This is a genomic window from Prevotella sp. khp1, from assembly GCF_900102205.1.
Taxonomy (GTDB): domain Bacteria; phylum Bacteroidota; class Bacteroidia; order Bacteroidales; family Bacteroidaceae; genus Prevotella; species Prevotella ruminicola.
Genome location: NZ_FNJZ01000002.1, coordinates 457,162 through 483,845, shown reverse-complemented (window position 1 = coordinate 483,845; position 26,684 = coordinate 457,162). Strand labels below are relative to the sequence as shown.

The 26,684-nt window shown below is 49.8% G+C and carries 26 protein-coding genes; 18 read left to right on the top strand and 8 right to left on the bottom strand.

What is annotated here, in order from left to right; translation table 11 throughout:
• Both lepB and dapB read right to left on the bottom strand, forming a co-directional pair.
• Complete coding sequence (gene lepB / locus BLR73_RS07810; RefSeq protein WP_091860846.1) at window positions 1-1,428, bottom strand: signal peptidase I; 1,428 nt, start codon at window positions 1,426-1,428, stop codon at window positions 1-3.
• 12 nt (window positions 1,429-1,440) lie between these two features.
• Window positions 1,441-2,157: a 4-hydroxy-tetrahydrodipicolinate reductase gene (dapB, locus tag BLR73_RS07805; protein ID WP_033150638.1), complete on the bottom strand. Its 717-nt coding sequence runs from the start codon at window positions 2,155-2,157 to the stop codon at window positions 1,441-1,443.
• Window positions 2,158-2,306: 149 nt separating this feature from the next.
• On the opposite strand from dapB, the gene panB reads away from it, so the two are divergent.
• The 9 genes from panB (at window position 2,307) to BLR73_RS07760 (ending at window position 9,535) form a co-directional block, all read left to right on the top strand.
• Window positions 2,307-3,158: a 3-methyl-2-oxobutanoate hydroxymethyltransferase gene (gene panB / locus BLR73_RS07800; RefSeq protein WP_091860842.1), complete on the top strand. Its 852-nt coding sequence runs from the start codon at window positions 2,307-2,309 to the stop codon at window positions 3,156-3,158.
• Window positions 3,159-3,164: 6 nt separating this feature from the next.
• Entirely contained in the window at window positions 3,165-4,010 is an 846-nt protein-coding gene (gene panC / locus BLR73_RS07795) for a pantoate--beta-alanine ligase (protein WP_091860839.1), read from the top strand.
• A gap of 7 nt (window positions 4,011-4,017) precedes the next feature.
• Window positions 4,018-4,407: an aspartate 1-decarboxylase gene (gene panD / locus BLR73_RS07790; protein WP_091860837.1), complete on the top strand. Its 390-nt coding sequence runs from the start codon at window positions 4,018-4,020 to the stop codon at window positions 4,405-4,407.
• Window positions 4,408-4,420: 13 nt separating this feature from the next.
• The gene (gene coaBC, locus BLR73_RS07785; RefSeq protein ID WP_091861289.1) at window positions 4,421-5,611 is read left to right on the top strand and encodes a bifunctional phosphopantothenoylcysteine decarboxylase/phosphopantothenate--cysteine ligase CoaBC; all 1,191 of its coding nucleotides are present in this window, start codon (window positions 4,421-4,423) and stop codon (window positions 5,609-5,611) included.
• 3 nt (window positions 5,612-5,614) lie between these two features.
• Window positions 5,615-6,373, top strand: coding sequence for a type III pantothenate kinase (locus tag BLR73_RS07780; protein WP_091860834.1), 759 nt, complete (start codon window positions 5,615-5,617; stop codon window positions 6,371-6,373).
• 99 nt (window positions 6,374-6,472) lie between these two features.
• Entirely contained in the window at window positions 6,473-6,847 is a 375-nt protein-coding gene (locus BLR73_RS07775) for a BlaI/MecI/CopY family transcriptional regulator (protein ID WP_013063443.1), read from the top strand.
• Entirely contained in the window at window positions 6,847-8,205 is a 1,359-nt protein-coding gene (locus BLR73_RS07770; protein WP_091860831.1) for a M56 family metallopeptidase, read from the top strand. Before BLR73_RS07775 ends, BLR73_RS07770 begins: the two co-directional genes overlap by 1 nt.
• Before the next feature lie 614 nt (window positions 8,206-8,819).
• On the top strand, window positions 8,820-9,134 hold the full coding sequence (locus BLR73_RS07765; RefSeq protein WP_091860828.1) for a nucleotidyltransferase domain-containing protein: 315 nt from the start codon (window positions 8,820-8,822) through the stop codon (window positions 9,132-9,134).
• Window positions 9,131-9,535 (top strand): HEPN domain-containing protein, encoded by a 405-nt coding sequence (locus BLR73_RS07760; protein ID WP_073044545.1) that lies wholly within the window; start codon window positions 9,131-9,133, stop codon window positions 9,533-9,535. Before BLR73_RS07765 ends, BLR73_RS07760 begins: the two co-directional genes overlap by 4 nt.
• Window positions 9,536-9,691: 156 nt before the next feature.
• Here the strand turns inward: BLR73_RS07760 and BLR73_RS07755 are convergent, their stop codons facing one another.
• The 3 genes from BLR73_RS07755 to BLR73_RS07745 form a co-directional block, all read right to left on the bottom strand.
• Window positions 9,692-12,109 carry a TonB-dependent receptor gene (locus tag BLR73_RS07755; protein ID WP_091860825.1) on the bottom strand — a complete coding sequence of 806 codons (2,418 nt, stop codon included), beginning with the start codon at window positions 12,107-12,109 and terminating at the stop codon, window positions 9,692-9,694.
• A gap of 188 nt (window positions 12,110-12,297) precedes the next feature.
• Complete coding sequence (locus tag BLR73_RS07750; RefSeq protein ID WP_091860822.1) at window positions 12,298-12,915, bottom strand: CatA-like O-acetyltransferase, family 2; 618 nt, start codon at window positions 12,913-12,915, stop codon at window positions 12,298-12,300.
• Window positions 12,916-12,921: 6 nt separating this feature from the next.
• Complete coding sequence (locus tag BLR73_RS07745; RefSeq protein ID WP_091860819.1) at window positions 12,922-15,789, bottom strand: M16 family metallopeptidase; 2,868 nt, start codon at window positions 15,787-15,789, stop codon at window positions 12,922-12,924.
• A 103-nt stretch (window positions 15,790-15,892) separates the two neighbouring features.
• Between BLR73_RS07745 and BLR73_RS07740 the strand changes: the two genes are divergently transcribed.
• Window positions 15,893-16,663, top strand: a complete 771-nt coding sequence (locus tag BLR73_RS07740) for a Rossmann-like and DUF2520 domain-containing protein (RefSeq protein ID WP_091860817.1) — start codon at window positions 15,893-15,895, stop codon at window positions 16,661-16,663.
• Here BLR73_RS07740 and dprA read toward each other — a convergent pair.
• Window positions 16,653-17,777: a DNA-processing protein DprA gene (gene dprA / locus BLR73_RS07735; RefSeq protein WP_091860815.1), complete on the bottom strand. Its 1,125-nt coding sequence runs from the start codon at window positions 17,775-17,777 to the stop codon at window positions 16,653-16,655. The genes BLR73_RS07740 and dprA overlap by 11 nt on opposite strands.
• A 6-nt stretch (window positions 17,778-17,783) precedes the next feature.
• Window positions 17,784-19,079, bottom strand: coding sequence for a DUF2851 family protein (locus tag BLR73_RS07730; protein ID WP_091860812.1), 1,296 nt, complete (start codon window positions 19,077-19,079; stop codon window positions 17,784-17,786).
• A 101-nt stretch (window positions 19,080-19,180) separates the two neighbouring features.
• Between BLR73_RS07730 and dusB the strand changes: the two genes are divergently transcribed.
• Window positions 19,181-20,128 (top strand): tRNA dihydrouridine synthase DusB, encoded by a 948-nt coding sequence (gene dusB / locus BLR73_RS07725; protein ID WP_033150793.1) that lies wholly within the window; start codon window positions 19,181-19,183, stop codon window positions 20,126-20,128.
• 14 nt (window positions 20,129-20,142) lie between these two features.
• Here the strand turns inward: dusB and BLR73_RS07720 are convergent, their stop codons facing one another.
• Window positions 20,143-21,273, bottom strand: coding sequence for an SGNH/GDSL hydrolase family protein (locus tag BLR73_RS07720; RefSeq protein ID WP_091860809.1), 1,131 nt, complete (start codon window positions 21,271-21,273; stop codon window positions 20,143-20,145).
• A gap of 78 nt (window positions 21,274-21,351) precedes the next feature.
• Here BLR73_RS07720 and BLR73_RS07715 point away from each other — a divergent pair, with 78 nt between their 5' ends.
• From BLR73_RS07715 to BLR73_RS07685, 7 genes are all read left to right on the top strand, one after another.
• The gene (locus BLR73_RS07715) at window positions 21,352-21,930 is read left to right on the top strand and encodes a LemA family protein (RefSeq protein ID WP_091860806.1); all 579 of its coding nucleotides are present in this window, start codon (window positions 21,352-21,354) and stop codon (window positions 21,928-21,930) included.
• 83 nt (window positions 21,931-22,013) lie between these two features.
• Window positions 22,014-23,048 carry a Holliday junction branch migration DNA helicase RuvB gene (gene ruvB, locus BLR73_RS07710; protein WP_028906481.1) on the top strand — a complete coding sequence of 345 codons (1,035 nt, stop codon included), beginning with the start codon at window positions 22,014-22,016 and terminating at the stop codon, window positions 23,046-23,048.
• A gap of 1 nt (window position 23,049) precedes the next feature.
• Window positions 23,050-23,499, top strand: a complete 450-nt coding sequence (gene coaD, locus BLR73_RS07705; RefSeq protein WP_013063844.1) for a pantetheine-phosphate adenylyltransferase — start codon at window positions 23,050-23,052, stop codon at window positions 23,497-23,499.
• A gap of 2 nt (window positions 23,500-23,501) precedes the next feature.
• Complete coding sequence (gene ybeY, locus BLR73_RS07700; RefSeq protein WP_013063024.1) at window positions 23,502-23,924, top strand: rRNA maturation RNase YbeY; 423 nt, start codon at window positions 23,502-23,504, stop codon at window positions 23,922-23,924.
• A 15-nt stretch (window positions 23,925-23,939) separates the two neighbouring features.
• Complete coding sequence (locus BLR73_RS07695) at window positions 23,940-24,335, top strand: FMN-binding protein (RefSeq protein WP_233456381.1); 396 nt, start codon at window positions 23,940-23,942, stop codon at window positions 24,333-24,335.
• Between the two features lie 17 nt (window positions 24,336-24,352).
• Entirely contained in the window at window positions 24,353-25,504 is a 1,152-nt protein-coding gene (locus BLR73_RS07690) for a hypothetical protein (protein WP_091860803.1), read from the top strand.
• 3 nt (window positions 25,505-25,507) lie between these two features.
• Window positions 25,508-26,668, top strand: a complete 1,161-nt coding sequence (locus BLR73_RS07685) for a class I SAM-dependent methyltransferase (protein ID WP_091860800.1) — start codon at window positions 25,508-25,510, stop codon at window positions 26,666-26,668.
• The last annotated feature ends 16 nt before the right edge of the window (window positions 26,669-26,684 follow it).

Sequence of the window (26,684 nt, the reverse complement as noted above, 5' to 3'; positions counted from 1 at the left end):
TTATTTAATATTATCTACGATGTTACCGATACGGCTCCAGCGAATGCCGCCAAATCCGTTGCGGTCGGGATCGCTACTCCACCAGATGAAGATAGGCTTACCCACAATATGATCCTCGGGCACAAATCCCCAGTAACGAGAGTCGGCCGAATTATGACGGTTATCACCCATCATCCAGTAGTAATCCAGCTTAAAGGTGTACTCGTTGGCCTGCTTGCCGTTGATATAGATCTTGCCATCGCGAACCTGCAGGTCGTTACCTTCGTAGGCACGGATACAGCGCTCATACATGGGCAGGTTCTCAAGGGTGAGATTGATGGTGGCACCCTTCTTCGGAATCCAGATAGGACCGTAGTTATCGCGGGTCCAGTGGTAGTTACCGTTCTGTGGATACAGGCTCCATGTTTCGCGGTCGTAGTGGAAAGCGATGCTCTCCAGCAGGTCGCCGCATTGTTTCATCTCGCTCACTACGCGATTGGTAAGTGGCATGTAACCATTATTATTCAGCGATACCAGCTCCTCCTGGGTAATGCCCCACTTCTCCATCTCCTCGTCGGTAAAATGGCGCTTCAGGCGCAGTTCGTAGGTGTACTGCACGTTGTCGGGCTCCTTGTTGGCCTTGCCATCCAGATATACCACGTGGTCCTTAATCTGCAAAGTTTGTCCAGGCAATCCCACACAACGCTTTACATAGTTCTCACGACGGTCGGTTGGACGGGTAGCAATCTCGCCAAACTCCTGTGGGTGGTCGGCGATAATCTTCTTACCTGTCTCATAGATATCGGCGTACAGCTTCAGTCGCTGCTCGGCTGAAAGGTTATCGGGGTTGGGCATGTTGGGATAGTTGCCAACACCGTAGCCGTAGCACAGGTTGTAATATTCGGTCTGATACTGCAGGGCGGTACAGATGGTATCGCCGGCAGGATAGTTGAACACTACGATATCGTTCAGCTGCACGTTACCCAAGCCTTTTACACGACGATACTCCCAGTGTGGCCACTCAATGTAACTCTTGCACTCTACCACAGGCAGGGTGTGCTGGGTAAGAGGCATCGTCAAGGGTGTCTGAGGAATACGTGGACCGTAGCTTACCTTCGACACAAACAGGTAATCGCCAGTCAACAGCGACTTTTCCAAAGAACTTGATGGAATCACGTAGTTCTGGAAGAAGAACTGGTTGATGAAGTAAACGGCCACCAGCGCAAACACCAGGGCATCGATCCACGACATTACAAACTTAACGGGCTTTTCGGCCTCTTTCCACCATTGCCACTTTATCTTCTTGGTAATATACACGTCAAAGATAAAAGGAATTACCAGCAGTCCCCACCAGCTGCCAACCCAATACAGGAAGAGCAGATACAGCACCAGCACGCCAATAAACTTGACCCACTGCACCTTGGGGTCGAATTCTTTCTTTTTTACCATTATTGCTAAGGCTTAGAATTTAAACATATCGCTGATGGTGAGCAGTCCCTGATGCTGACTTGTGTACTCGGCTGCCAGCACGGCTCCCAGGGCAAAACCCTTACGACTGTGGGCATCGTGAGTAATGGTAATCAGGTCGGCATCGCTATCATAACGGATAGTGTGGATACCAGGCACCTCGCCACGACGGATATGATCTACACGCAGGTACTTCTTGTCGGTAGTATCCTCTTTCCAAGCTTCCTTGCGGTCGATATTGTCAACAATCTCCTCGGCCAGTGTGATGGCAGTTCCGCTGGGATGGTCGAGCTTGTGCACATGATGTGTCTCCTCCATCTCCACATCGTACTGTGGAAACTGGTTCATAATCTTGGCCAGATAGCGGTTTACGGCAGAGAAAATGGCCACACCGATTGAGAAGTTCGACGCCCAGAAGAGTGTTTTACCCTCCTGGCTGCAAGCCTTGCGCACCTCGTCGCCATGCTCGGTCATCCATCCGGTTGAACCACTAACAACTTTTACGCCCTTAGCCCACGCCTTAAGATAGTTGCCATAGGCAGCCTGTGGGGCAGTAAACTCGATGGCCACATCGGCCGATGCGAACTCAGGCGAATCGAAATCCTGCTGATTATCGATGTCGATAATACTTACAATCTCATGACCACGGTCGAGGGCTATCTGTTCAATCATCTTACCCATCTTGCCGTAGCCGATTAAAGCTATTTTCATAATTAATTCGAATTAAAACGCCGCAAAGATACTACTTTTTAGTCAACAAACACCCATTTTCAACAGAAAATAACTAAAAAATTTGCTGATATTAAAATAATGTCATACTTTTGCACCCTCAAAGGGAGTATAGAATTCTATTTCAGGAGATGAGAAAATCTATTTTTGACTTACTAGAACGTAAGGGAAAGCAGCCTGTCAGCATGCTGACGGCTTATGATTATCATACAGCCTGCACCATTGATGAGGCTGGAATCGACATGATTTTGGTTGGCGATTCGCTCGGCAACGTAATGCTGGGTTATGAAAATACACTTGCAGTAACAGTTGATGACATGATTCATCACGGTGCAGCCGTGTGCCGTGGTGCCAAGCAGGCTTTTGTAGTTATCGATATGCCGTTTATGTCGTATCAAGTATCGGTAGAGGATGCTGTACGCAATGCCGGACGCATCATGAAAGAAACTAACTGTCAGGCAGTTAAGCTTGAGGGCGGTGTGGAATATGCCGACCGTATCAAGGCTATCGTACAGGCAGGCATCCCTGTCGTGGCACATATCGGACTCACACCACAATCTGTTAATGCCATGGGTGGCTACAAGGTTCAGGGCAAATCGCTCGAACAGGCCAAGAAGCTTCTGGCTGATGCTAAAGCTGTAGAAGAGGCTGGTGCATTTGCCATCACATTGGAGTGTGTGCCTGCCGAATTGGCTAAGCTCGTCACCTCACAGACCAAGGCATTGACCATTGGTATCGGAGCTGGTAATGGCTGCGACGGCCAGGTGTTGGTTTATCAAGATATGCTGGGCTATAACAATGGCTTCATACCTAAATTCGTGAAGAAATATGCCGACTTGCACAGTGTGATGCTTGAGGCTTTTAAACAATATAAACAAGAGTGTGAAGAGCGTACCTTCCCAGCAGCAGGACATACCTATGCCATCAGCGAAGAGGTGATGCAGGCGCTTTTTGAAACGGAGTTAGAAGAAGTAAGAAGATAAGAAAATATGAAAGTTGTTAAGACAGTAAAGGAGGTAAGAGAGATTGTAGCCGGTTGGCGTAAAGAGGGCCTGAGCGTAGGACTTGTTCCTACGATGGGATTCCTACACGAGGGTCATCAGAGCCTCATCCGCAAGTCGGCCAGTCAGAACGACCGCACGGTGGTTTCGGTTTTCGTTAACCCCATCCAGTTCGGTCCTAACGAGGATCTGGAGGCTTATCCACGCGACTTGAACCGCGATATGGAGAAGGTTGAAGAGGCTGGTGGCAACCTGATTTTCAACCCCGAGCCCGCCGAGATGTATCCTGGCCACTTTACATCGTTTATCGATACCACCGAGACTACCGAGCTGCTTTGTGGTGCCGTTCGCCCCGTTCACTTCCGTGGTGTGTGCACCGTAGTAGGTAAGCTCTTTAATATTGTTTGTCCCGATCGTGCTTACTTCGGACAGAAGGATGCCCAGCAGCTGGCTACCGTTAAGCGTTTTGTGCGCGATCTTAACTTCCCCGTTGAGATTGTGCCCTGCCCCATCGTTCGCGAGGACGACGGACTGGCCAAATCGAGCCGCAACACTTACCTGAATGCCGACGAGCGCCAGGCTGCGCTGATTCTTTCAAAGAGCTTGAAGCTGGGTAAGGAGGCTATCGAGGCTGGCGAGCGCGATGCACAGAAGGTAATCGACATCATCCGAAAGAATCTGGAGACTGAGCCTATGGCTCGCATCGACTACGTTGAGGTGGTGGACTTCGAGAATATCCAGCGCACAGCCCGTATCCAGGGCGAGGTTCTGGTTGCTATCGCCGTTTATATCGGCAAGACCCGACTGATTGATAATTTCATCGTAAATATTTAAGATAGGTATGGATATAACGCTGCTGAAGGCAAAAATACATCGTGCTGTGGTTACCCAGGCCGATCTGGATTACGTGGGCAGTATCACTATCGACTCTGACTTGCTGCGCGAGAGTGGCATTCTGGAGTACGAGAAAGTGGAGATTGCCGATATCGACAACGGCAGTCGCTTTGCCACCTATGCCATTGCTGGCGAGGCTGGATCGGGCATTATCTGCCTGAACGGTGCCGCTGCCAAGTGCGTGAACGTAGGCGACAAGGTGATTATCATGGCCTATGCCACGATGACGCCCGACGAGGCTCGCGAACACAAGCCTACTGTGCTATTTGTAGATGAGCACAACAAGGTGGTTCGCAAGGCCAACTACGAGAAGCACGGCCTGCTGGTTGAACAGTAAAAACGTAAAATATATGCTGACGGGAAAGACCATCGTACTGGGCGTTACGGGCGGTATTGCTGCCTATAAGAGCGCCAATCTGGCTTCGATGCTCATTAAGCTGCATGCCGATGTGCATGTGATTATGACGCAGAACGCCACCAAGTTTATTACGCCCATGACGTTCGAAACGCTTACCAACAATAAGTGCATTGTTGATACCTTCGACCGCAACTTCTCGTTCGATGTCAAGCATGTATCGCTGGCCAAGCGCGGCGATCTTTTTGTGGTGGCTCCCTGTACAGCAAATGTCATCGGCAAACTGGCTCACGGCATCTGCGACGATATGCTTACCACCACCATGCTGGCCACTCGCGCTCCCAAACTGATTGCGCCCGCCATGAATACCGGCATGTGGGAGAACCCCATCTTACAGGACAATCTTACCAAGCTGAAGGGCTATGGTTATCATATCATCGATCCTATCATAGGCCGACTGGCTTGTGGCGATACGGGCACAGGCAAGATGCAGGCAGAAGAGGTGATCGTAGAGCATATACTATCGTTTATGGTCAAGGAAAAGGACCTTGCAGGCAAGCGCTATCTCATTACCGCAGGCCCTACACAAGAGGCTATCGACCCCGTGCGCTATATCACCAACCACTCATCGGGCAAAATGGGCTACGCCATCGCTAAAATGGCCCGTTTACGTGGTGCTCAGGTCACATTGGTGTCGGGTCCCGTTAACATCAAGCCTTTCTGTGGCGTAGATGTGGTACCTGTTAAGAGTGCAGCCGATATGTTCGAGGCTGTTACCAGCCGTAGCGCTGAGGCCGATGTGGTGATTATGTGCAGCGCTGTGGCCGACTACACTCCCGCCGTTTATGCCGACCAGAAGGTGAAAAAGCACGACGGCGACCTACAGATTGAACTCAAACGAACACAAGATATTCTTGGTTGGCTGGGCGAACATAAGCCCGCCAACCAGACTTTGGTGGGATTCTCGATGGAAACAGAGAATCTGATTGAGAACTCGCGTGCCAAGCTCCTGAAGAAGCATGCCCAGCTGATTTGCGCCAACTCGATTGCTGGCGGCAACACAGGCTTTGCAGTTGATACCAACAAGGTTACGCTCATCAGCAACCAGGAGGTAAAAGAGCTGCCACTCTGCTCGAAGGAGGAAACAGCCGACCTGATTATCGACCATATCCAAACCCTTGCGTAACGTATGCATATACTCATAGATATCGGCAATTCTACCGTGGTAGTTGCTTTGGCTGATGGCCAAGGTAACATCGCCGACACGTGGCGTTTCAAGACCAAGAAAGAAGAAACGGCCAGTTTTTATCGCTACGAACTGCGCCAAGGTCTGCGCAAATATGGTGTTGAGGCGGCTGATATCCAGAATATCACCATCTCGTCGGTAGTTCCCGAGGTGAACGACGATATGGCCCAGGCCATTACCGACCTGACGGGCTTGCAGCCCCATTTCTTCTCGATTGCCGATGCCCAGGGCATTATCTCGATAGATGTGGAATCGCCCGCCCAACTGGGTAAAGACCGATTGGCCGATGCCATCGGCGCTGCCTGCTGCTATGGTGTGCCCGCCATCGTCATCGACTTTGGCACAGCCACCACCATCGGCGTTATCGACGAAAACCGAGTGTTCCGCGGTGGAATCATCATCCCCGGCGTTAAAACCTCGATGAACGCTCTGAGCGCCCGTGCCTCGCAGCTACCCGCCATCACCATCGAGAAGCCTCAGCATCTGATAGGTCGCAACACCCTCGAGTGCATGCAGAGCGGCATTGTGAACGGCACTGCAGCCATGATTGATGGGCTTATCCACCAACTGCTGCCCACCCTAAACGGCGAACCCCACATCATTGCCACTGGCGGCATGTCGCGCACCATCGCTCAGCATTGCCACCACCAAATCACCATCGACCCCTACCTCCTCTTCAAAGGCCTCTTCCAGGCCAAATAACTTAAATCTTGTTAATATTCTAAAGTTTTAGAGTAAAATATTTGTTTGTTCTAAAAACTTAGAGTACATTTGCCAACGGTAATTCTAAAAACTTAGAATATGAAAGAAAAGAAACAATTGACTAAGGCTGAAACGCAAGTGATGAACATACTCTGGTCGTTGCCAGAGAGTAAGGGTTATTCGGCTGAGATTATGGAGAAATTCCCTGAGCCCAAGCCTGCTCTTACCACGCTGCTCACATTCTTGAAGATACTCAAGGAGAAAGGCTTTGTGAGCTCGGAAAAGATAGGAAAAGCACAGCTTTTCAGCACCACCATCAGCAAAGAGGATTACACACGCGCCTATATGAAAGAGGTGAAGAATACATTCTTTGGTGGCTCGTTCGCCTCGCTCGTTTCGTTCTTTGCCAAGGATGAGCAGCTGAGCGACGATGAAGTGAGTGAGATTATGGAAATCATAAAGAATCGCAAGTAATGACTGAATTTCTGACCTACGACCTGAAGGTAGCCGTGTTGATAGCGGTATTCTATTTCTGCTATCGTCTGCTGATGGAACACGAAACGTTTCACAGGCTTAATCGTATCGTGCTGTTATCGTCCATCGCACTCTCGCTCGTTCTGCCCCTTTGTGTCATCACTTTCCACGAAACGGTAGAGGTAGAACAAACCACAGCAACGGCTAATCCTAACCCACAATCGCCCATTACGGATATGCCAGCCGTAACAGCCGCAGATAGCGTGCAGATGGCTCCTGTTGATCAGTCAGCCGTTATCTTTGCCATCTTTATGATTGGTGTACTTTGTAGATTGTTCTTTATAGCCAACAGTTATCGGCTTTTGCGCCGAATTATTAGTGATAGTGAGCAACATACGTTGGAGGATGATGTAACGCTGGCAGTTGTCGACCTGCCTGTTGCACCGTTCTCGTGGATGCGTACCATCGTGTTAAGCCGGATTGACTACGATGAGCGCAACCCTTCGATACTTGCCCACGAGCGTGGACATATCCGCCTGCATCACAGCTGGGATATCGTCTTCGTCGAAATGCTTACGGCCCTGCAATGGTTCAATCCTGTGGTATGGCTCCTGCGTCGCGACCTGCGAACCGTCCATGAGTACGAAGCCGATGCATCCGTCCTCTCGTCAGACTCAGACGTGAGTCAATACATTCAACTACTGATGCGGAAGGCGATGGGTACAAAGGCCAGTATCCTAGCCAATGGCATCAACAACAGCACCATTAAAAAACGAATTTTCATGATGTTAAAACATAAGTCAAACAGGCGAGCATGGCTCAAAGCCCTTTATATCGCCCCCATAGTAGCAGTAACGTTGGTAGCAACGGCAAAGACGGTGACTGATTTTAAGCCCAAACCAGCCAATCCTGTTACGCCCGCCGCTGTCTCGAACGACACTTTAACCAAAAGTAACACACTCGTATGGATACTTACCGATGAGGAGAAAAAGCAAGCCAAGACAATAACTCCTGGAGCACCTGGCTCTATCAATATCAGCGCGGCTATACACGACAATGGTGTCAAGCAGAATTTCAATGGTTCCTGCTATATTGTCCGTGTACCAAAGGGTTGCTGGGTAGAAGACGACGAAGATTCTTGGATAGAAGTAAGCTGGGACAGATTCGTATTCGCAGGCAAGACCACCAAGATACAGCTCGATGGTGTACCTTTCGATGAGAATAGCGCGCCCAAATTGCATTATTCTGTCCTCAAGAAAATCGAAAACCACCGCAAAGGCAATGTCAACGTGGTAAATCTGATTACCAAGCCCGTATTCATTCCATCGGGTATAAAGAATAACGCGTCAAAAAAATAACCCCAATCATTACCATGCTTACCCCCTCGCCCGCTGAAGGTTTTCTTCTCTCTCTCCCCCAGCAGCGAGGGGCTTAAAATTACAAAAATGCCCCGCGTCGTCGCGACGAAGGGCACTTGAACTTAAAAATACGATAACGTTCTTATTATGTAATAAGTATCCGCATGAATATAAAAAACAGGAACTACCAGTTTCTGATACTGAACTGATAGTTTCCTGCTTTGGAACCAAAGGTTTAAATTCAACGGTTGCGGCTAGGCTGAGAGGTATTTCAGCTTCTTGAATACTCCTTTTTTATCTGTCACATCTGTCACAGATGTGGGTGCACCTACTTTAGCCACCGCTGATGTAAGTATTTTTCCATCCATGCTCCCGTGGCCGTTTTGTTCCCTTACTGGGAATAAATATTTCCCTAGTTAGGGCGCAAAAATTCCCTAACCTGGGAAAAATTGCGGATATTAAGTAGTGATTTTTGCGTGGTATTGTATTGTAAACTGTTTTTACCAAACTAAAGATTATGCTGACTGCGCAGGGATGAAAAAAAATGCCGTTTTTCTTGGATAGTATCTGATTATTTTCTATTTTTGCAACCGAGAACTATATATCCTACGTAGATGAAAAGAACTGAAATTGTTGACAGAATTAAGCAAGAGGCTCGCAAGATGGCCCCTCGCGTGCAGGTAATCCTATATGGATCGGAAGCACGAGGAGAGGCGCGTCCTGATTCTGATATCGACCTGCTTGTACTGGTTGATGCCGACAAACTGAGTTACGATGATAAAGACCGTATCATCGCACCATTCTACGACATAGAACTTACCACTGGCATCATCATCAGCACACTGATAATGCCCCGTAAGGAGTGGGAAAACCGACCATTCCTCACCCCATTCCAATATAACGTAAACAAAGAAGGTATCACACTATGAATACGAATCTAACTGATGAAAATTACGAGGCTTTGTCGCGTTATCGCCAGGAGCGAGCACACGAAACGCTTAGCGAGATACCTTATCTAAAGGAGCAAGGCTATTATAATACAGCCATCAACAGATTGTATTATGCCTGCTACTATGCTGCTGTAGCATTGCTTACCAAGCATCATATCTCAACAAACACCCATGCTGGGGTAAAAACCATGTTAGGCATGCATTTCGTATCAAAAGGGCTTATAACCAAAGAAAGTGGACGTGCATTTACTAACCTTTTTGATAGCCGTCAGCGTGGCGACTACGATGAGTTTGTGTACTCAACACTTGAGGAAGTAGATGAACTCTACCCCAAAGCCCAGCGTTTTATCGAAGAGATAGATGAACTATTAAAAGCTTAATGCCCTTTTCAAAAAATGGGGGTTTCCCTATCGCTTGGTAGGGGAACGGCTGCACGTTTTTATTTTCATAACCAAAAAGCAAGGGGGGCTCAGCGATTGAGTCCCCCATTCTACTGTGTGTTTTCCCCACACGATCAGCAGGCATCTGCCCTCTGATCAGAAATCAAGTCGGTAGAAGATGTTTGGGAATGCGATACCGCCATCGTCTATGCGGACATCGCGAGTTCCCAGGTCGAAGCGCTGGTACTGTGGCACCTTGGCGCCCAGAACGTTCAGACCCTCGAAAGCGATGGTGTGGCTCACCTTACGCTTGTTGATCTTATAGCTGATGGTGAGATCCACTACGCCTGTTGGATCGAAGCGCTTGGTGAATTCCTCGCCTTCCTTATAGATAGGATCATCATCAATGATACCCATGTTCACACGGGCACGCATCTGATCTACGTCGACAGGTGTGTAGCGCAGACCGCCCTGGATGCTGTACTTGGCACTGACGTTAAATACATTCTTGCCAATCATCCACTCCTTACCGGCCAGGATCTTGAACATGAAACCACGGTCGTACAGCTGGTTGCGCCATACCTTATCCTGTCCGCGATACTCTGCCTTATAGAGCGAGAAGTTGGTCTGTCCGAAGAATCCATGCGACATGTAGTGCTCCAAGGTGATGTCACCGCCATAGTTGCGGGTATTGCCCTTGTTCACCAGTGGCTCGTCGGTAAAGTTGTAGTAGCGGTTTGTCACACAATAGGTGCTGCCGTTTATGCCCACTGGCGTGTCGAATCCATACTCGTAGAAGGCATTCACGCGCAGTGTCAGGTTGCTGTTGAACTTATGCATGTAGGTGGCATGCAGGTGGTGTGCCTTGGTCAGTCCCAGGTCCTTGTTGACCAGACGGTCGTTGCCGTCGCGATAGAAGTAAGCGTCGAGCTTCTCAATCATTGAGTGCAGACCGTAACCCATCGAGAAACTGTTCTTCTCGTTTGGTTCCCACTTGAAGCTCACGCGTGGCTCAATCGAGAGGTCTTTCGAGAGCAGGAAGTAGTTGCCAGAGATACCTGCTGACAGGCTGAACTTGTCGCTCAGGTTAAAGATGTTATGCCAGAACAGGTTGGCCAGTCCGGTGTTGTCCTTCATCTTGGTATATTCAGTCATGGGGTTCACCGTGTCGTAGAGCTTGTCGTGCGAGCGGTAGTAGAGATTGAAGAAACGATGCGAGTATTCACCACCGAACTGTGTGAGCCACTTGCTGGTGACCTGCTTCGAGAGCTCTGTGTTGAATACCAGTCGGTCTTCGTTCATCTGCTGCTGGCTGAAGGGGTACATCTTACTCTTTGGGTTGTTGGGATCCTCGTATGCCAATGGCTGCTTGATGGTACCATTTTCAGTGCGTGCAAACCCATAGTAATGCATGTTGCTCTTCAGGTGCTGCATATTGTAGGCCACAGTGGTGCGCCAGGTCCACTTGTTGTTGAAGTGGATTTTGTGAGATGCACCTGCCAGAATCTGCGTCAGTTTGCTGTCATTATTCGAAGCGTCGTAAACCGAATGCGCATCTTCAATCTTCAATGGGTCGTCGTGGTTAGTATCAAACAGACCTAAACCGAAAATAGAGAAGGTACCAGCACGCTTGGTGGGGAAGTTCAGCTTGACTGAGAAATCTTGGAAGCCCATGTGCGAACCCTCAGTGTCAACCAGTCCCAGTTTATCTACCAGTGATGTGAAACCATATCGGTAGTTGATGATGTAGCTGCTGTTGTTCTTGCGAGAGATAGGACCCTCGAGTGTCAACTCCTCTGATACGGTACCAATCTGCAGGATGTTCTCGTGCTTGGAGTTGTTTCCCGAGCGCATCTTCACGTCGAACACACCACTCAGGGCATTGTTGTAGTTGGCGTTGAAGGTCGAAGTAAAGAAGTCGCTGTTGGCAATCACGTTCGAGTTCATACCGCTCACCAGTCCGTAGCCAGCATTCCACATATCGTTAAAGTGGTTGGGTGTAAACACCTCAACGCCCTCAATGCGGTACTGCATGCGCTCGGGTGCATTACCATGAATCGAGAGTCCGCTACCGCCAGCATCGCCCGATACGCCTGCAAACGACATCACCAGTCGGGCCGGGTCGTTATAACCGCCTGCAAATCGGCTGGCCTCTTCCATCGAGAGCATCACACCACCGGTGAGTACCGACGGGTTAACGGTGGCCTCCTTGTTTACACGGGGCTTAACCACCACCTCCTTCAGCTCGGTGCTGTTCTCGCGCAGGGCAATCTCCAGCACTACCTCCTTGGGTCCCGAAATCAGGATTTCCTTCATCACACTGGGCTCGTAACCAATATAGTTGGTCTCGATGGTGTAACGTCCGCCCTTGCTTATCTTGATGGTAAAGTTACCATCCATGTCGGCAACAGCAGCCGCATTCTCTAATTCTGCAATTTTTACCGTAGCACCAATCAGCGCTTCGCCCGTAACGGCATCTTTTACAGTTCCACGCAGGGTTTCGGCCTGCACGCTCATAGTTCCGCAAAGTAAAATAGCGGTCGACAAGAGGTTAATAATCGTTGTTTTGCTCATAAAAATAATTGTTTTAGATATTATAAATTCTGAAATTCATCTCACGATGTACGCTGCAAATATACAACTATTTTTTATATAATGCAAAAAATAATGAAAAAAATTTTTGGAGTTGCCTGATAGCAAAAATAAGGGAAACTAATGGTTGCGGCTGGGGAAACTGGCAGTTCCTTGCGGGGAAACTACCGTTACAGATGGTTGATGATTTGCTGCAGATCCTCGAGATATTGGCCGGCATGACCGCCATCCATCTGGGCATGATGGAACTGCATGGAGATGGGAAGCCACACCTTGAACCAACTTTTGCGATAGCGACCCCAAGCCAGGAAGGGGTTATTGAAAACACCCGTGTACTGGTTGACGATGCTGTCGAGCTGGGTGGCCGTCATAGCCGAGGTGCCGATAATCATCGCCTCCTCATCAAAGGTGCTCTCGCAGGTGTCGATGGCCGTCTGCGTCATCCGATCGTAATCGGCTGCAAACTGATTAAAATCATCGCTATAGGGCACATCGCACGAACAGATATCGCCATTTTTGTGGTTCACAATCACGTTGATGGCCAGGCGGTCGTACTTATACAGCTTGCCATTCTCGGGCAACAGATAGAACTCTGGTCTATCTGCGGCAGCACGCCCCATGCACCAGCACAGCAGCGTGTTAAACTTTACGCCCCTGCGCTTGCACACCTTATACAAACGCGTTACATCGAACGTTTTGGTAAACGTAACCATAGGCACGGGCGACTTGATCCAAAGCCCAAAAGCCTTAGCCCTGCTGGTATCCTGCGGATTAACTTCTTGTTTCATCTATTTTTATCTATATACATCTTCTTTCTTAAGCTCAACCACCTTGCCGTAGCGCTCAAGGGCTTTCATATCGGTAAGTTTCTTGTCGCCGATAATCATCCACACGCGGTTGTTGTTGCCTGCAATGTGCTGCTGGTGGAACTGGATGATGTCCTGAGCTGTGATACCAGGCAGCAGTCGGGCTTTGGCGGCATTGGGGTCGACAGTATTGCCCAGCATGTGCTGATTGGCCACGAAAGCAGGCATGTTGCGGAAGGTGGGATAGCTATTCTGTATGTCGTTGAGCACACTTTGGCGGGCGGCATCCAGATTATTCTCCTTCATCGGCATATGGCGCAGCAGCGAATCCACGGTAGCAAGGGCTTCCATCGTCTTGTCGGCCTGGGTTCCAGTGGCTGTGATATAGCCCAGAACGGCATCAGGATGCTGAGCAAGACTGGTGGTATAGGCACGGCCGCCAGTGCTGTAGGCCAGCGAACGGAACTCGCGTACATTCTGGAAGAGAACCGACGACATGCTGCCACCGAAATACTCGCCAAAGAGCGATAGTTTAGCACGATCGTCGGCTGTTGATAGCGGACTGATGGCATCGAAACTTATCACATAGTTCTGGCGCGATTTGGGTACGTTGTAGAAGTAAACCATTGGCTCGGTGTACTGCTGCAATGGGCGGAAGGTATCGGCCTCCTTGCGTGTACAGTTGCTCAATGGCAACGCCTGCTGCGCTGCTGCAGCCACCTCGGAGATAGTCTTGGTGCCGCAATACAGCAGCTCGCAATCATACTGCTGCACCTCGCGGAACAGGCTGAGCAGGTCTTCGTTCTTAAGTGCCATTATCTCACTCTTACTCAGCTGGTTAAGATAGGTCGACTTGCTGCCATACATCACATATTCGCGCATAGGGGTGAGCACATCGTCCTTCTGTTTACCAAAGCTCTTGCGGTCTACCTTATCTTCGTCCTTAGCGTCGCTCAGCGCCTCGTCGTCGCCCTTGGCCGATTGCAGGAAGTGGGCCAGCAAGCGGAGTGCTGGTTCGAACTGCTTATCTGGACCTGTAAGGCTGAACACAAATGTATGGCTACCGGCATTTATTTCCATCGTGGTGTTTATCTTCTGCCAAGCCAGCTCCAACTGTTGTTTCTTGAGCGAATCGGTGCCTAGCGACGAGAGATAAGAGCCGAGTACGCTGAGTGCTGGTGTGTGCAGCTTACCATCCTTGAAACGCAGGTTAAACGTAAAGATGTCGTTGATAGGATTCTGCTTATAATATAAGGTGGCGTGATCGCTTAGCTGTTTGGTATCTACAGCCGTCTGCAGGTCAACGGTACGTATTTCGGTCTGTATTACAGGTATCTGTTCCAGCTGGCGGGCAAAGTCCGACTTGGCATCAGTATTCTTTGGCTGAATGGGCTTATAGCCAGGCTGTTTTAGCGTTTCCTTCTTAGGTGTACCATACTTCTTTACCAGCGTTATGTAGTTGGCGCCGTAGTACTTCTTGGCGGCGGCTACCACATCGGCCTTGGTAAGGCGCTTAATTCTTTCGATTTTATCGAGCGCATCCTGCCAGGTCTTGCCTTTCGAGAACAGATCGACCAGCAACTCAGAACGGCTGCTGATGGTTTCCAGACTCTTCTCAGCACTCATCACCTCCTCTTGTTTCAGGGCCTCAAGCTGACTGTCGCTAAAGTTGCCATTAATCACCTGCTGAATCTGCTCCATCACGCGTCCTTCGGCAGTTTTCATCTTTCCAAACAGCTTGGGGATGATGAGCACGGCTGTACCTGCGGCATCGTCGAACCCCACATTCAGGGCGAATGATGCCATCACCTTATGCTCGTTCATCAGCGAGTCGAGCAAACCAGCTTTGCCATTAGAAAGCAGTCCGTTGGCCAGTTCCAGAGCATTAGCATCGGGCTCGTAATCGGTAGCGCCCTTGAATACCAATGCCTCAGCACCAATAAGCGGTATGGGGAGTGTAACCTCCTGTCGTTCGCCAGCCTGAATCTCTGGCATCGGACTATAACCGCGCTGTGGCACAGGGCCCGTCTGCACACGACCAAACGTCTTTTCAAGCAGAGCGGTCAAGTCGTCGCTGGGCGTAATGTCGCCACAGAGAATCAGACCCATATTCGAGGCCACATAGTATTTCTTGTAGAATTCGGCCATATCCGACAGGCGTGGGTTTTTCAGATTCTCAGTAGAACCAATGATGGGATAGCCATAAGGCTGAGTCTTGAACACAGCACCCATCACTTTATCCATTGCATCGCCCATTCCATCGGCCGAACGGTTCTTTTCTTCGTACACATTCTCCAATTCGCCCTGGAATCCGCGATATACGGGGGTAATCAGTCGCTCAGAGTTTAACCAGCACCACTGCTCGATGAAATGGGGCAGAAACTCGTTGTGATAGAAAGTCATATCGTAGCCAGTGCCCGCATTCAGACTGCTACCGCCATACTTTGATATCAGACGGTTGAACTCGTTAGGAATCACATAATCGGCAGCTTTCAGGCTCAGCTGGTTAATGTGCTGCTGAATCTGCTTTCGCACGTCCTCATCCTTGGTCTGCGATAACAGGTCGTACTGGGCAGAAATGCTATCCAGCAGAGGTTTTTCGGCTGTGTAATCGATGGTACCCAAGCGGTCGGTACCCTTAAACATAATGTGCTCAAAGTAGTGGGCAATACCGGTATTAGGACAATCCTTGGCGCCAGCCCTAACCACAACGGCACCAAACACCTTGGGCTGCGAGTGGTCTTCGTTAACCCAAACGGTCATGCCATTACTAAGTTTAAACTCCTTTACATCGAGTTGTGCCGTTGCTGTAAGTGCAACCACGCAAGCGAAAATGGATAATGCAGTTCTTTTCATACGTCCTAATAGTTAAAATTTGGGTGCAAAAATAGTCTTTTTTGTTGAGTAAAAAGAATTTTTACTACAAAAGTTAATATTTTTTTGTACCTTTGCAGCCATTATGAAGATAGTTTTTATAGGATCGGGAAATTTGGCCACGCAGCTGGGACAGGCCTTGAGCGAGGCTGGGCAGCAGATAGTACAGGTGTTTAGCAAGACAGCAGAGCATGCCGGCGAGCTGGCTACTAAGTTGAACTGCGATTATACCACCAACATCGATGAAATAACCGAAAATGCCGATATCTACATCATCTCGGTAAAGGACGATGCCATCGCCACACTGGCCGAAAAGGTGGGTAGCAAGGCGCAGCAGGCCATCATCGTTCACACAGCGGGCAGCATAGCGATGGAGGTGCTGCAGCCATACGCACAGCACTACGGGGTGCTGTACCCGATGCAGACATTCTCGAAGAACAAACCCGTGGATTTTAAGCCGATACCTTGTTTTATCGAGGCTTCGGACGATGCCACGCTATCCGCCATCCGCACGCTGGCCGAGAGCGTATCGCAGAATGTGGTGCCTGCCACATCGGCACAGCGCAAAAAACTGCACCTGGCAGCCGTGCTGGCCTGCAACTTTACCAACCATTGCTACCGACTGGCCGAAAAGGTGCTTGAAGAGGAGCAGATGGACTTTAAGCTATTTCTGCCGCTTATCGATGAAACGGCACGAAAAGTAGCCACGCTGAGCCCGAAACAGGCACAGACGGGACCCATGATGCGTTGGGATACGGGCGTGATGCAGATGCAGATGGAGCTGCTGAACGACGAACGCACCCGACAGATTTACAAGCTGATGGCCGAGAGCATTCACGAGGATGCTACAAAATAAGATGGTAGGTGCCACCAGCCATCGCTTTCACCACACCTTTCATTTCGAGTTGGAAAAGCAGCGCCGTAACCTGACTGATAGACAGGTTGGCATGCACACTCAATACATTTATCTGGAGATCGTTGGTTTGCTGCAGCAGACTGACGATTTTCTGTTCTTCGGCCGATAGTTCGGGGAACAACTGGCGCTCGATACCTCCTGCCAAAGCCTGCTGGCGGATAATATCATCCTGCCAACCCATAGCCTCAACAAAGTCGGATGCGCTGGTAATCAACTCGGCAGCCTTATCGCGGATAATATGGTTGCACCCCTCGGAGTAAGGTCGGCCCACATTACCTGGGAACGCAAATACGGGGCGATTGTAGCTCTGTGCTATCTCGGCTGTAATCAGACTGCCACCTTTTGCGGCACTCTCAATCACAATGGTAGCATCGGCACAACCAGCCACAATGCGGTTGCGGCGCACAAAGTTTACCTTATCGGCATTGGTTTGGGTCATAAACTCCGTCAGCAGTCCGCCATGGGTAGTCATCTCGGCAGCTGTGTCGCGATGGTGATAGGGGTATATCTGGTCTAAACCGTGAGCCAGCACACCCAAGGTCTGATAGCCGTTCTCGAGGGCGTTGCGATGGGCGCAGATATCCACTCCATAAGCCAAACCACTCACAATCAGCACATTGTGGCACATCTCGTGCAGCTCGCTGATAAACCTGCGCGTGATATCCTGCCCGTAAGTGGTGATGTGGCGCGTGCCTACGATACTGATGATTTTCTGCTGGTTCAGGTCGGCATTACCCTTATAGTACAGCACCAGCGGCGCATCGGGGCACTCCAGCATGCGCTGGGGGTAGTCGTCGTCGAGTGGCGTAATGGCGCGTATCTGGTGCTCCTCCATATACTTCAACTCGTAATCGGCCCGTTTCATCGCGTCGCCCCAGTCCTTCAGGGCGGCAACCAGGCGTGGCGAGCAATCAGGTATCAGGTCGGCCACCTTGTGGCGGTGTTCGTATAGTTTCTGGGCGCTACCAACGGTTTTGTACATCTCTAACGCCAGCTGGAAGTTAAAGTTAGTAAGGCGTGTAAGCGCCATTGCATAGAATATTTCCTGGTTCATAAGTGTTTATTTGCGTTTTAAGTATTCGTAACCAAAGCGACAACGCAGACAGTCCTTCTTGTCGCAATACTCCTTTTTTAGCTGTATGAGCGCCTGCGAGTCGCCAGCCGACTTAACGGGCAGTCCCACCTGCTGCCACATACGGATAATGTGGTTGTTCTCGGCCTTGAGCTGCTCGAGGAATTCGAAGGCCCTATCGCAAAGCACCTCTTTCGACTGATGGCGGCCATAGGCAAACAGCATGGGGATGGCGGTATTAATCATCAACAGATTGATGGAGCCAACCGACAGATGTTTGGCGTTCTTAGCGCTCTCGGAGCCAAAGGTGTAATGGGTTTCCCAATAAGGCGTAACCTGCGAGCTGAGCACGTTCTTCAATTCATCCAGGGTTTTGCACTCTATCAGCTGACTTAAGCCTGCCTTCTGCTGATAATACAGGTTGGCCAACTGCGCCAAGCGGATGTGAGGGAAGTTCTGCGGGCGCAGACGGAGGAACCGCCACAGACGGAAATCAATCGGCTTCATCGAGAATTTATGCGCCAGATACTGGTACTCGTTGCGCAATCGGGCAAAGTAGCCATCGTTGAGCGCCTCTTTCTGGTAGCACTCGGGCACAGCATCCAGCTCCAGCAATCCTGCCTGACCGAAGAAGACGGCCTCGATCTGAAACAAATCGTCGCGATGGTGCGCCACAGCACTCAGGGGCACATTCTGCGCCCACTGTTCGAACACATCGCCATTAATGCCAAAGCCGTAGTTGCGGGCCAACGTGGTAAAATAGCCATCCTCCCACGAGCCGTTGCAACGCTCTACACGGCGACGGATATCGGACGTTTTGCGCTCCAGGCGCTCAACCTGCAGGGCTGCCATCCACGAGTGAATAGTGAGCGAGGGCAGATCGGGTATCACCTTATAACAGGCCGGATACTCCTCGGTTTGGCGCAATTCATCGTAATGTGCCTGCACATGCGGCGGTACATCCAGCTGCAACTGAGGTACGTACTGGCCGTTGCTCTTCATCACTTCGGTATCCAGTTCCCTGGCTACATGCAGTATCACATTGTCGTAATCGCGGTTCTTGTCGTGCCCATGCACGTACCAGTCGCTCGACTTGTCGTGAATCTCAACATTGCCCGCCCACATAGTGCCATTTATGCGAATCTTAGCATTCACAAAATCGGGCCCGGCATCGCTGTTGTGCTTGCCCGGATCGATCACCTCAACCAGCATACCATCGCTTGTGAGCAGCTCTTTCAGCGGAAAAAGCTTCAGTTTCCAAGTATAATGGAGTAATTGTTCCATATGGTTTATTTAGCTATAAGTAAAAATTTGTGCACAAAAATACATGATTATTTGCAATCTGCCAAATAATATCAGAAAAAATGCGTAACTTTGCACCCGAAATGAAGATAGGCGATATAGAATTTGGACAAAATCCGGTGTTTTTGGCACCGATGGAGGATGTGACTGATATTGGTTTCAGACTGCTTTGCAAGCGGTTTGGAGCTGCGATGGTGTATACTGAGTTTGTAAGCGCCGAAGCGCTGATACGCGATGTAAAATCTACTATCTCGAAGCTCACCATCAGCGATACCGAGCGCCCCGTAGGCATACAGATCTACGGTCGCGACGTAGAGGCGATGGTTGAAGCAGCCAAAATCGTGGAACAAGCCGGTCCGGATCTGATCGACATTAACTTCGGCTGCCCTGTAAAAAAGGTGGCAGGCAAAGGCGCAGGTGCAGGTATGCTGCAGAACATACCAAAGATGCTGGAGATTACCAGCAAGGTGGTAGATGCCGTAAAGCTCCCCGTAACGGTGAAAACACGCCTTGGCTGGAACCACGAGCAACTGATTATCACCGAGTTGGCCGAACAGCTGCAGGATTGCGGCATTAAAGCGCTGACTATTCACGGCCGCACACGCAGTCAGATGTACACAGGCGAGGCCGACTGGACGCTGATTGGCGAGGTAAAGCGCAACCCACGCATACATATTCCTATTATAGGTAACGGCGATATTCACAATCTTGACGAGGCCGACGAGGCATTCAAGACCTACGGCGTAGATGCCATCATGATTGGTCGCGCCACGTTCGGCTGTCCTTGGATTTTCAGTCGCGAGGAACTCGACTTCAACCAGAAGCTGGACATCCTTGAGGAGCTGCTGCGTATCAACGTGGAGCGTATAGACGAGAAACGAGGCATCCTCCATACCAGAAGACACCTCGCTGCTACACCTATATTTAAAGGAATTCCCGATTTCCGACAGACCCGTATCGCCATGCTGAGAGCCGAGAAGATGGACGAGCTCTTGCAGATACTGGAGGATACACGAAAGCTGTTGGGATAATCCTTTCTTTTTCTTTAGAACCAACCCATGAGCGAACGCAGATAGGCTGTGAGTTCGCCAGCCATCTTTTCGTCCTGATACACATTGGGATGCCAATCGTTGCCATACCACTCGTCGCCGGCGATGGGCGCCATATCAAAGCGGTAAACCTCGTTATCGCCAGCCTTCTTGGCTTCGGCAGTCACCTCGTCGAGCAACTGCTTCACCTGCTGCAACTCCTTGTTATACAGCATCGAACCCGACAGGAACACAATCTTAGCCTTGGGGTTATGCAGGCGCACCATCTGTAGCAGCTTCTTGTAGTTCTGCTTCAACAGCTTCAGGTCGTAGTTGTTGGTCGAAGTATCGTTGGTACCCAGATTGATGCAGATCACATCAGGCTGATAACGGCCGAAATCCCATTTTTCGCGCAAGAAAGTAGCCTCGTGGCGCAGTTCCGGCTTCCAGGCATAGCCGACATACTCGTACTGCACAAGCATGTTCGACTCGGGGTTGCCCGTCTTGGGACCGTCGTAGTTGCGATAAGCACCAATACCACTGCGAGCCACCACCCAGTGCTGGGCATTCAGATTGCGCGCTGTGATCGAGGCATACGAGTAATAATGGTTCTCGGTAGCATAGTCGAAATGCTCCTCCTTCTTCAATCCCTCGTTACCATAGCCGCAGGTAATCGAATTGCCGATGAATTCTATCTTTCTTGAAGGCAAAGCAGGCGCATCAACCAGCTTTTTGCCTTTATCGAGCACAAAACCCCAGAACTCGGGGAAAAACTCGTAACCCTCGATGGCATACATCAGTTTAACCGTGTGCACACCATCTGCCAGCGCTGTAGCCAGCGTTACCAGCGAGTCGCGATCGCCTCGAAAAGCCACCTTGAAAGGCTCGGCCTTATCAATCTGAGCCACAAAATAACCACTCTGCGGCTTGGCCAGCATGCGCAAAGAAGTGCCCTCGAAGGCAGCCACTATCTGCACGCCAGGAAAGTTGAACGCAGGACGCTCGGGGTTAGTAAAGCTGATACGTCCGGCATACTGAATGTGGGCATCAGTAGGTTTGATTACTTCGCCTTGGATAGGCATGGTTTTAATGGCCATCAGCTGTTGGCACAACATAGCTGCGAAAGCTATCAAAAACAATTTTTTCATATAATTTTTAAGTTTTGGTGGCAAAGTTACGAAATCTTTTTGTATCTTTGCCCCAATTAAACCATAAAATTTTAAATTATGCAAGCAGTAGGAGTATTTTTCGGCGTTATCGTCGCCCTCGCAGTTATCATCATCGGTTACTTTATTTCAACCCAGCGCAGCCTGGTAAGTCTCGATGAAATGTGCAAAAATGCCCTGAGCCAGATTGAGGTTCAGCTTAATTCGCGTTTCGATGCAGTAATAGCTTTGGCTAAAACGGCAGCACAGTATGCCAAGCACGAGAGCGAAACCATTATCCAGACCATCGAAGCCCGCGGAGGTCACACATCGGCCGCCACACCAGCAGGCATCAACGCCCAGTCGGATCTGTTAGGACAGATGATGAGCCGCCTGAACTTAGTGGTTGAGCAGTATCCAGAACTGAAAGCCAGCGAGCTTTACCAGAATGCACAGGCAGGACAGACCGAGTACGAGGAGAACGTACGCATGTCGCGTATGGTTTACAACGATACCGCTACCAAGATGAACCGCATGGTGCGCCAGTGGCCATCAAGCATCGTTGCACAGATGCTGCATTTCGATGTAAAAGACTATCTGAAGGTAGACAACGAGAAGAAAAAGGACTACCCCGATCTCGATGAAGCCTTTAAAAAATAAAGCGTGAAAAGTGAAAAATTATAAATAGCCACAGATTATTTTGTAGTCTGTGGCTTTTTTCGTAATTTTGCACACGAAATATGATGGACGAAGATTTCGATATTCGCGAAGAACGTTACTCTCAAGGCGAGAAGGACTTTGAGAACGCTTTACGACCGCTGAGCTTTAGTGACTTTAGCGGTCAGAAAAAGGTTGTAGAGAATTTAGAGGTGTTTGTAGAAGCTGCCAAGTATCGTGGCGAGCCACTGGATCACACACTCCTGCACGGTCCTCCAGGACTGGGAAAAACAACCCTCTCGAATATCATTGCCAACGAACTGGGTGTTGGTTTCAAGATTACCAGCGGACCTGTGCTCGATAAACCAGGCGACCTGGCTGGCATTCTGACTTCGCTCGAAAAGAACGACGTGCTTTTTATCGACGAAATCCACCGTCTCTCGCCTGTAGTCGAGGAATATCTCTACAGCGCTATGGAGGATTATCGCATCGACATCATGATTGACAAAGGTCCGTCGGCACGTAGCATCCAGATTGACTTGAACCCGTTTACGCTGGTGGGCGCCACCACCCGTAGCGGACTGCTTACAGCACCTTTGCGTGCCCGTTTCGGTATTAACATGCATCTGGAGTACTACGAGCCCGAAACGCTGCAGGCCATCATAGAGCGCTCAGCAAACATCCTGGGTGTACCCATTACCGAAGATGCTGCCCTGGAGATTGCAGGCCGTTCGCGTGGAACGCCACGTATCGCCAACGCCTTGTTGCGCCGTGTGCGCGACTTTGCCCAGGTGAAAGGCAACGGTACCATTGACACCAAGATTACCCGCGTGGCACTCACAGCCCTGAACATCGACAAGTACGGTCTCGATGAAATCGACAATAAGATTCTGCTTACCATCATCGATAAGTTCCGTGGCGGTCCTGTGGGCATCACCACCATCGCTACAGCTATCGGCGAGGATGCAGGCACCGTAGAGGAGGTATACGAGCCGTTCCTGATTATGGAGGGCTTTATCAAGCGAACCCCTCGCGGACGTATGGTTACCGAGCTGGCTTACAAGCACTTCGGTCGCAACCCTTATGGCGGAAACATTATGCAACCCAATCTGTTTGACTGATATGAGAACAGGAATATTTGTGGGGAGTTTCAACCCCTTTACAATTGGTCACGATTCTATCGTGCGACGTGCATTGCCACTCTTCGACCGATTGGTAATCGGCGTAGTTGGCGATAATGTTCACAAGCCCGATATGCCCAAAGCCGAGGAGCGTATGCAGGCCATCAAAGAGCTCTATGCCGATGATCCACGCATAGAAGTGAAACCCTATCACGGCTTAGCGATGGACTTTGCCAAAGCCGAAAACGCCCAATTCATCGTAAAAGGTGTGCGCACGGCGAGCGACTTTGAGTACGAGCAATGGCAGGCCGATTTTAATCGCCGCCTGGGTGGTATCGAGACGATTCTGCTTTATACTGAGCCTGAACTGGCCAGTGTATCATCGAGTGCTGTACGCGAGCTGCAGCATTTTGGCGTAGATGTAAGTGCTTATATACCGAAAAAACATTAACTATGATTATATACGAAGCAGAGGGAGTGAAATTCCCTAACATCAAGAAGCGAGAGACTACTAGCTGGATTCGCCAGGTGGCAGCCAGTTATGGTAAGAAAGTCGGTGAAATCGGCTATTTGTTCGTGAACGATGAGAAGATTCTCGAAGTGAACAATCAGTTCTTGGGTCACGACTACTACACGGATATCATCACCTTCGACTACTGCGAGGGTAAAACCATCAGCGGTGATATCTACATCTCTGTCGACACGGTGTTTACCAATGCCGACAAGTTCGGTCGCCCCTATGACGAGGAGCTGCACCGTGTAATCATTCACGGCATTCTGCACCTGTGCGGCATTAACGACAAGGGTCCCGGCGAGCGCGAAATCATGGAAGCCGCCGAGGATAAGGCACTTGCCTTGCTGAAAGAAGAAGAATAAGTTTTAAGGAAAGATATGAAGAGATTGATGATGACTGTGAGCTGCTGCTCACTGATGGTTGTCGCCCTCACGCTGATGAGCTGGAAGGCCGACGACACGATGACTAAGGAAAACGGGATGACAGTAATCAACACCACTACACTGGGCAAGGACGTACAGGGATTTCTGGGCGCTACACCGCTAAAGATATACATCCAGAAAAACAAGGTGGTAAAGATTGAGGCAATGAAAAACCAGGAAACACCCAAGTATTTCCTGAAGGTGAAGAAGCACCTGCTGGACAAGTGGAACGGCGTAAAGATTAAGGATGCCAAGAAGATGAAGGTTGATGCCATAACAGGCGCCACCTACTCATCGAAAGCAGTTATCGAAAACGTACAGTTAGGATTGGATTACTATTCTAAGCACTAATCACGGTGCTAAAGCCTATGGATATAGCCATTTATACACTCACTTCGGAGCTGCACGACGAGGCGGCTGTAGGAGCAGTTACTCAGGAGTTTCTGGGTAGCTTAGGGATTGAATACACGCTGAAAGGCAACGATTATAGCGATTACGGCACTCACACGCTGTCGGTCATTTATGTGCGCACAGGCGGTACCGAGGGTATTTTCAAACGCTTGCTGCCCCAGTTGCGTCAGCAGTCACAGGCACCTTTCTATCTGCTCACATCGGGTAAAAGCAACTCGCTGGCGGCATCGATGGAGATTCTCTCATATCTGCAGCAGAACTACCTGCAGGGCGAGATTATTCACGGAAGTGCCGATTACATCGCACGCCGACTGCAGACCTTACAGAAGGTGCAGGAAGCAAAACGCCAGCTGAACGGTGCCCGCTTGGGCATTATCGGCGAACCTTCCGACTGGCTGATTTCGAGCGTAGCCGATCCAAAAGCCGTAAAAACCAAGTTAGGTATCGAGTTGGTAGAAGTGCCCATTTCGGAACTGTTAGATGGTATCGACAAGGTAACCGAAGGCGAGATGCAAGATCGTATCTACCAGGCTCTGAAAACTATTGTAAACAAGCACAATCTACAAGGCTTTACGCTGCGTTGTTTCGACTTGCTCACAGCCGTACATAATACAGGTTGCTGGGCACTGGCCAAGCTGAATGCCGAGGGTATTGTGGCCGGTTGCGAAGGCGATGTGCCAGCCATGTTATCGATGGCTATCACCAATGCCTTGCTGGGCGTATCAGGTTTCCAGGCTAATCCATCGCAGATTAACCCCGAAACAGGCGAAATGCTGTTTGCACATTGCACCATACCATTGAATATGGTTGAGCGCTACGAACTGGATACGCATTTTGAGTCGGGAATAGGCGTTGGAATCAGAGGTTTCATGAAGGAAGGACCTGTTACAGTATTCAAGGTATCGGGCGATCTGAAGCGCAGTTTCATGGCCGAGGGCGAACTGGTAAGAAATCAGGCAAAACCCGGCCTCTGTCGCACACAGCAGATAATACAACTGGCTGATAATGAGCAGACTGCCTACTTCCTGACCCACCCCATTGGCAATCACCACATTATCACACCAGGAAAGAACCGCAAGCTGTTCGAAGACTTTATCGCATCATTATAAACAATGAACGAGGCCACGCTCGCATTTATCCGTAGTCATGCTAACGACGACGTACGGCAACTGGCACTTCAAGGCAAGAAGAACCCTGAAGTGGACATGACGTACGCACTCGACCAGATAGCAGGCCGGCAGAAAGCGCGCGTAAAAATACCATCATGGGCGGCTAACGACGGCATTGTGTATCCGCCTCACCTGTCGATGGAGCAATGCTCGAGCGAAGCCACAGCCCGCTATAAAGCCCAGATAGCCGGCAAAGGCAAAAGAATAGTAGATTTAACCGCTGGTTTTGGCGTTGATATGGCATTTATGTCGGTCAACTTTACCGAAGCGGTACACGTAGAGCAGCAGGCGGCATTATGCGCCATTTCATCGGCTAACTACGCGTGTTTAGGCTTACAGCATATCAACGTGGTTTGCAACGACGGTGTGGCGTATCTGCACCAGATGGAGCATGCCGATCTGATATTTATCGACCCAGCCCGACGCAACGAGCATGGCGGGCGCACCTACGGCATTGCCGACTGCACCCCAAACGTGCTGGAACTTATCGATGAAATGCTTGAAAAAGCCGATCGCGTGATGATAAAACTATCACCTATGCTCGATTGGCAGAAAGCCGTTTTGGACATCGGAAATGTAAGCGAAGTTCATATCGTTTCGGTGACCAACGAGTGCAAAGAGCTGCTCTTGGTAGTAGATCGGGAAGTCCAGAATCTAAAGGTGTTCTGCGTAAACGACGGACAGGTATTCAGTTACACATCGAGCGATGAAATCCGCAATTTTTATCAGCAGCCATCCAATCCCCGATATCTGTACGAGCCCAACGCATCGGTGATGAAAGCCGGATGCTTCCAACTCATAGCACAACGTTTCGGCATCAGTCAGCCCGATAAAAACAGTCATTTGTTCCTATCGGAGCAGATAATCCCTGATTTCCCAGGGCGCGGATTTGTGATTGAACGCACCTGTACGATGAACAAACGGGAACTGAAAACAGGCTTGGCAGGCATCGCTCAAGCCAATATCGCCGTGAGGAACTTCCCGTTATCAGTAGCCGACCTGAGAAAACGATTAAAACTGAAAGACGGCGGCGACGTGTATATTTTCGCCACAACAAGTGCCGAGAAAGGCCATCTGCTGCTGGTTTGCCGAAAAATATCATAATATTTTTTGTTATTTG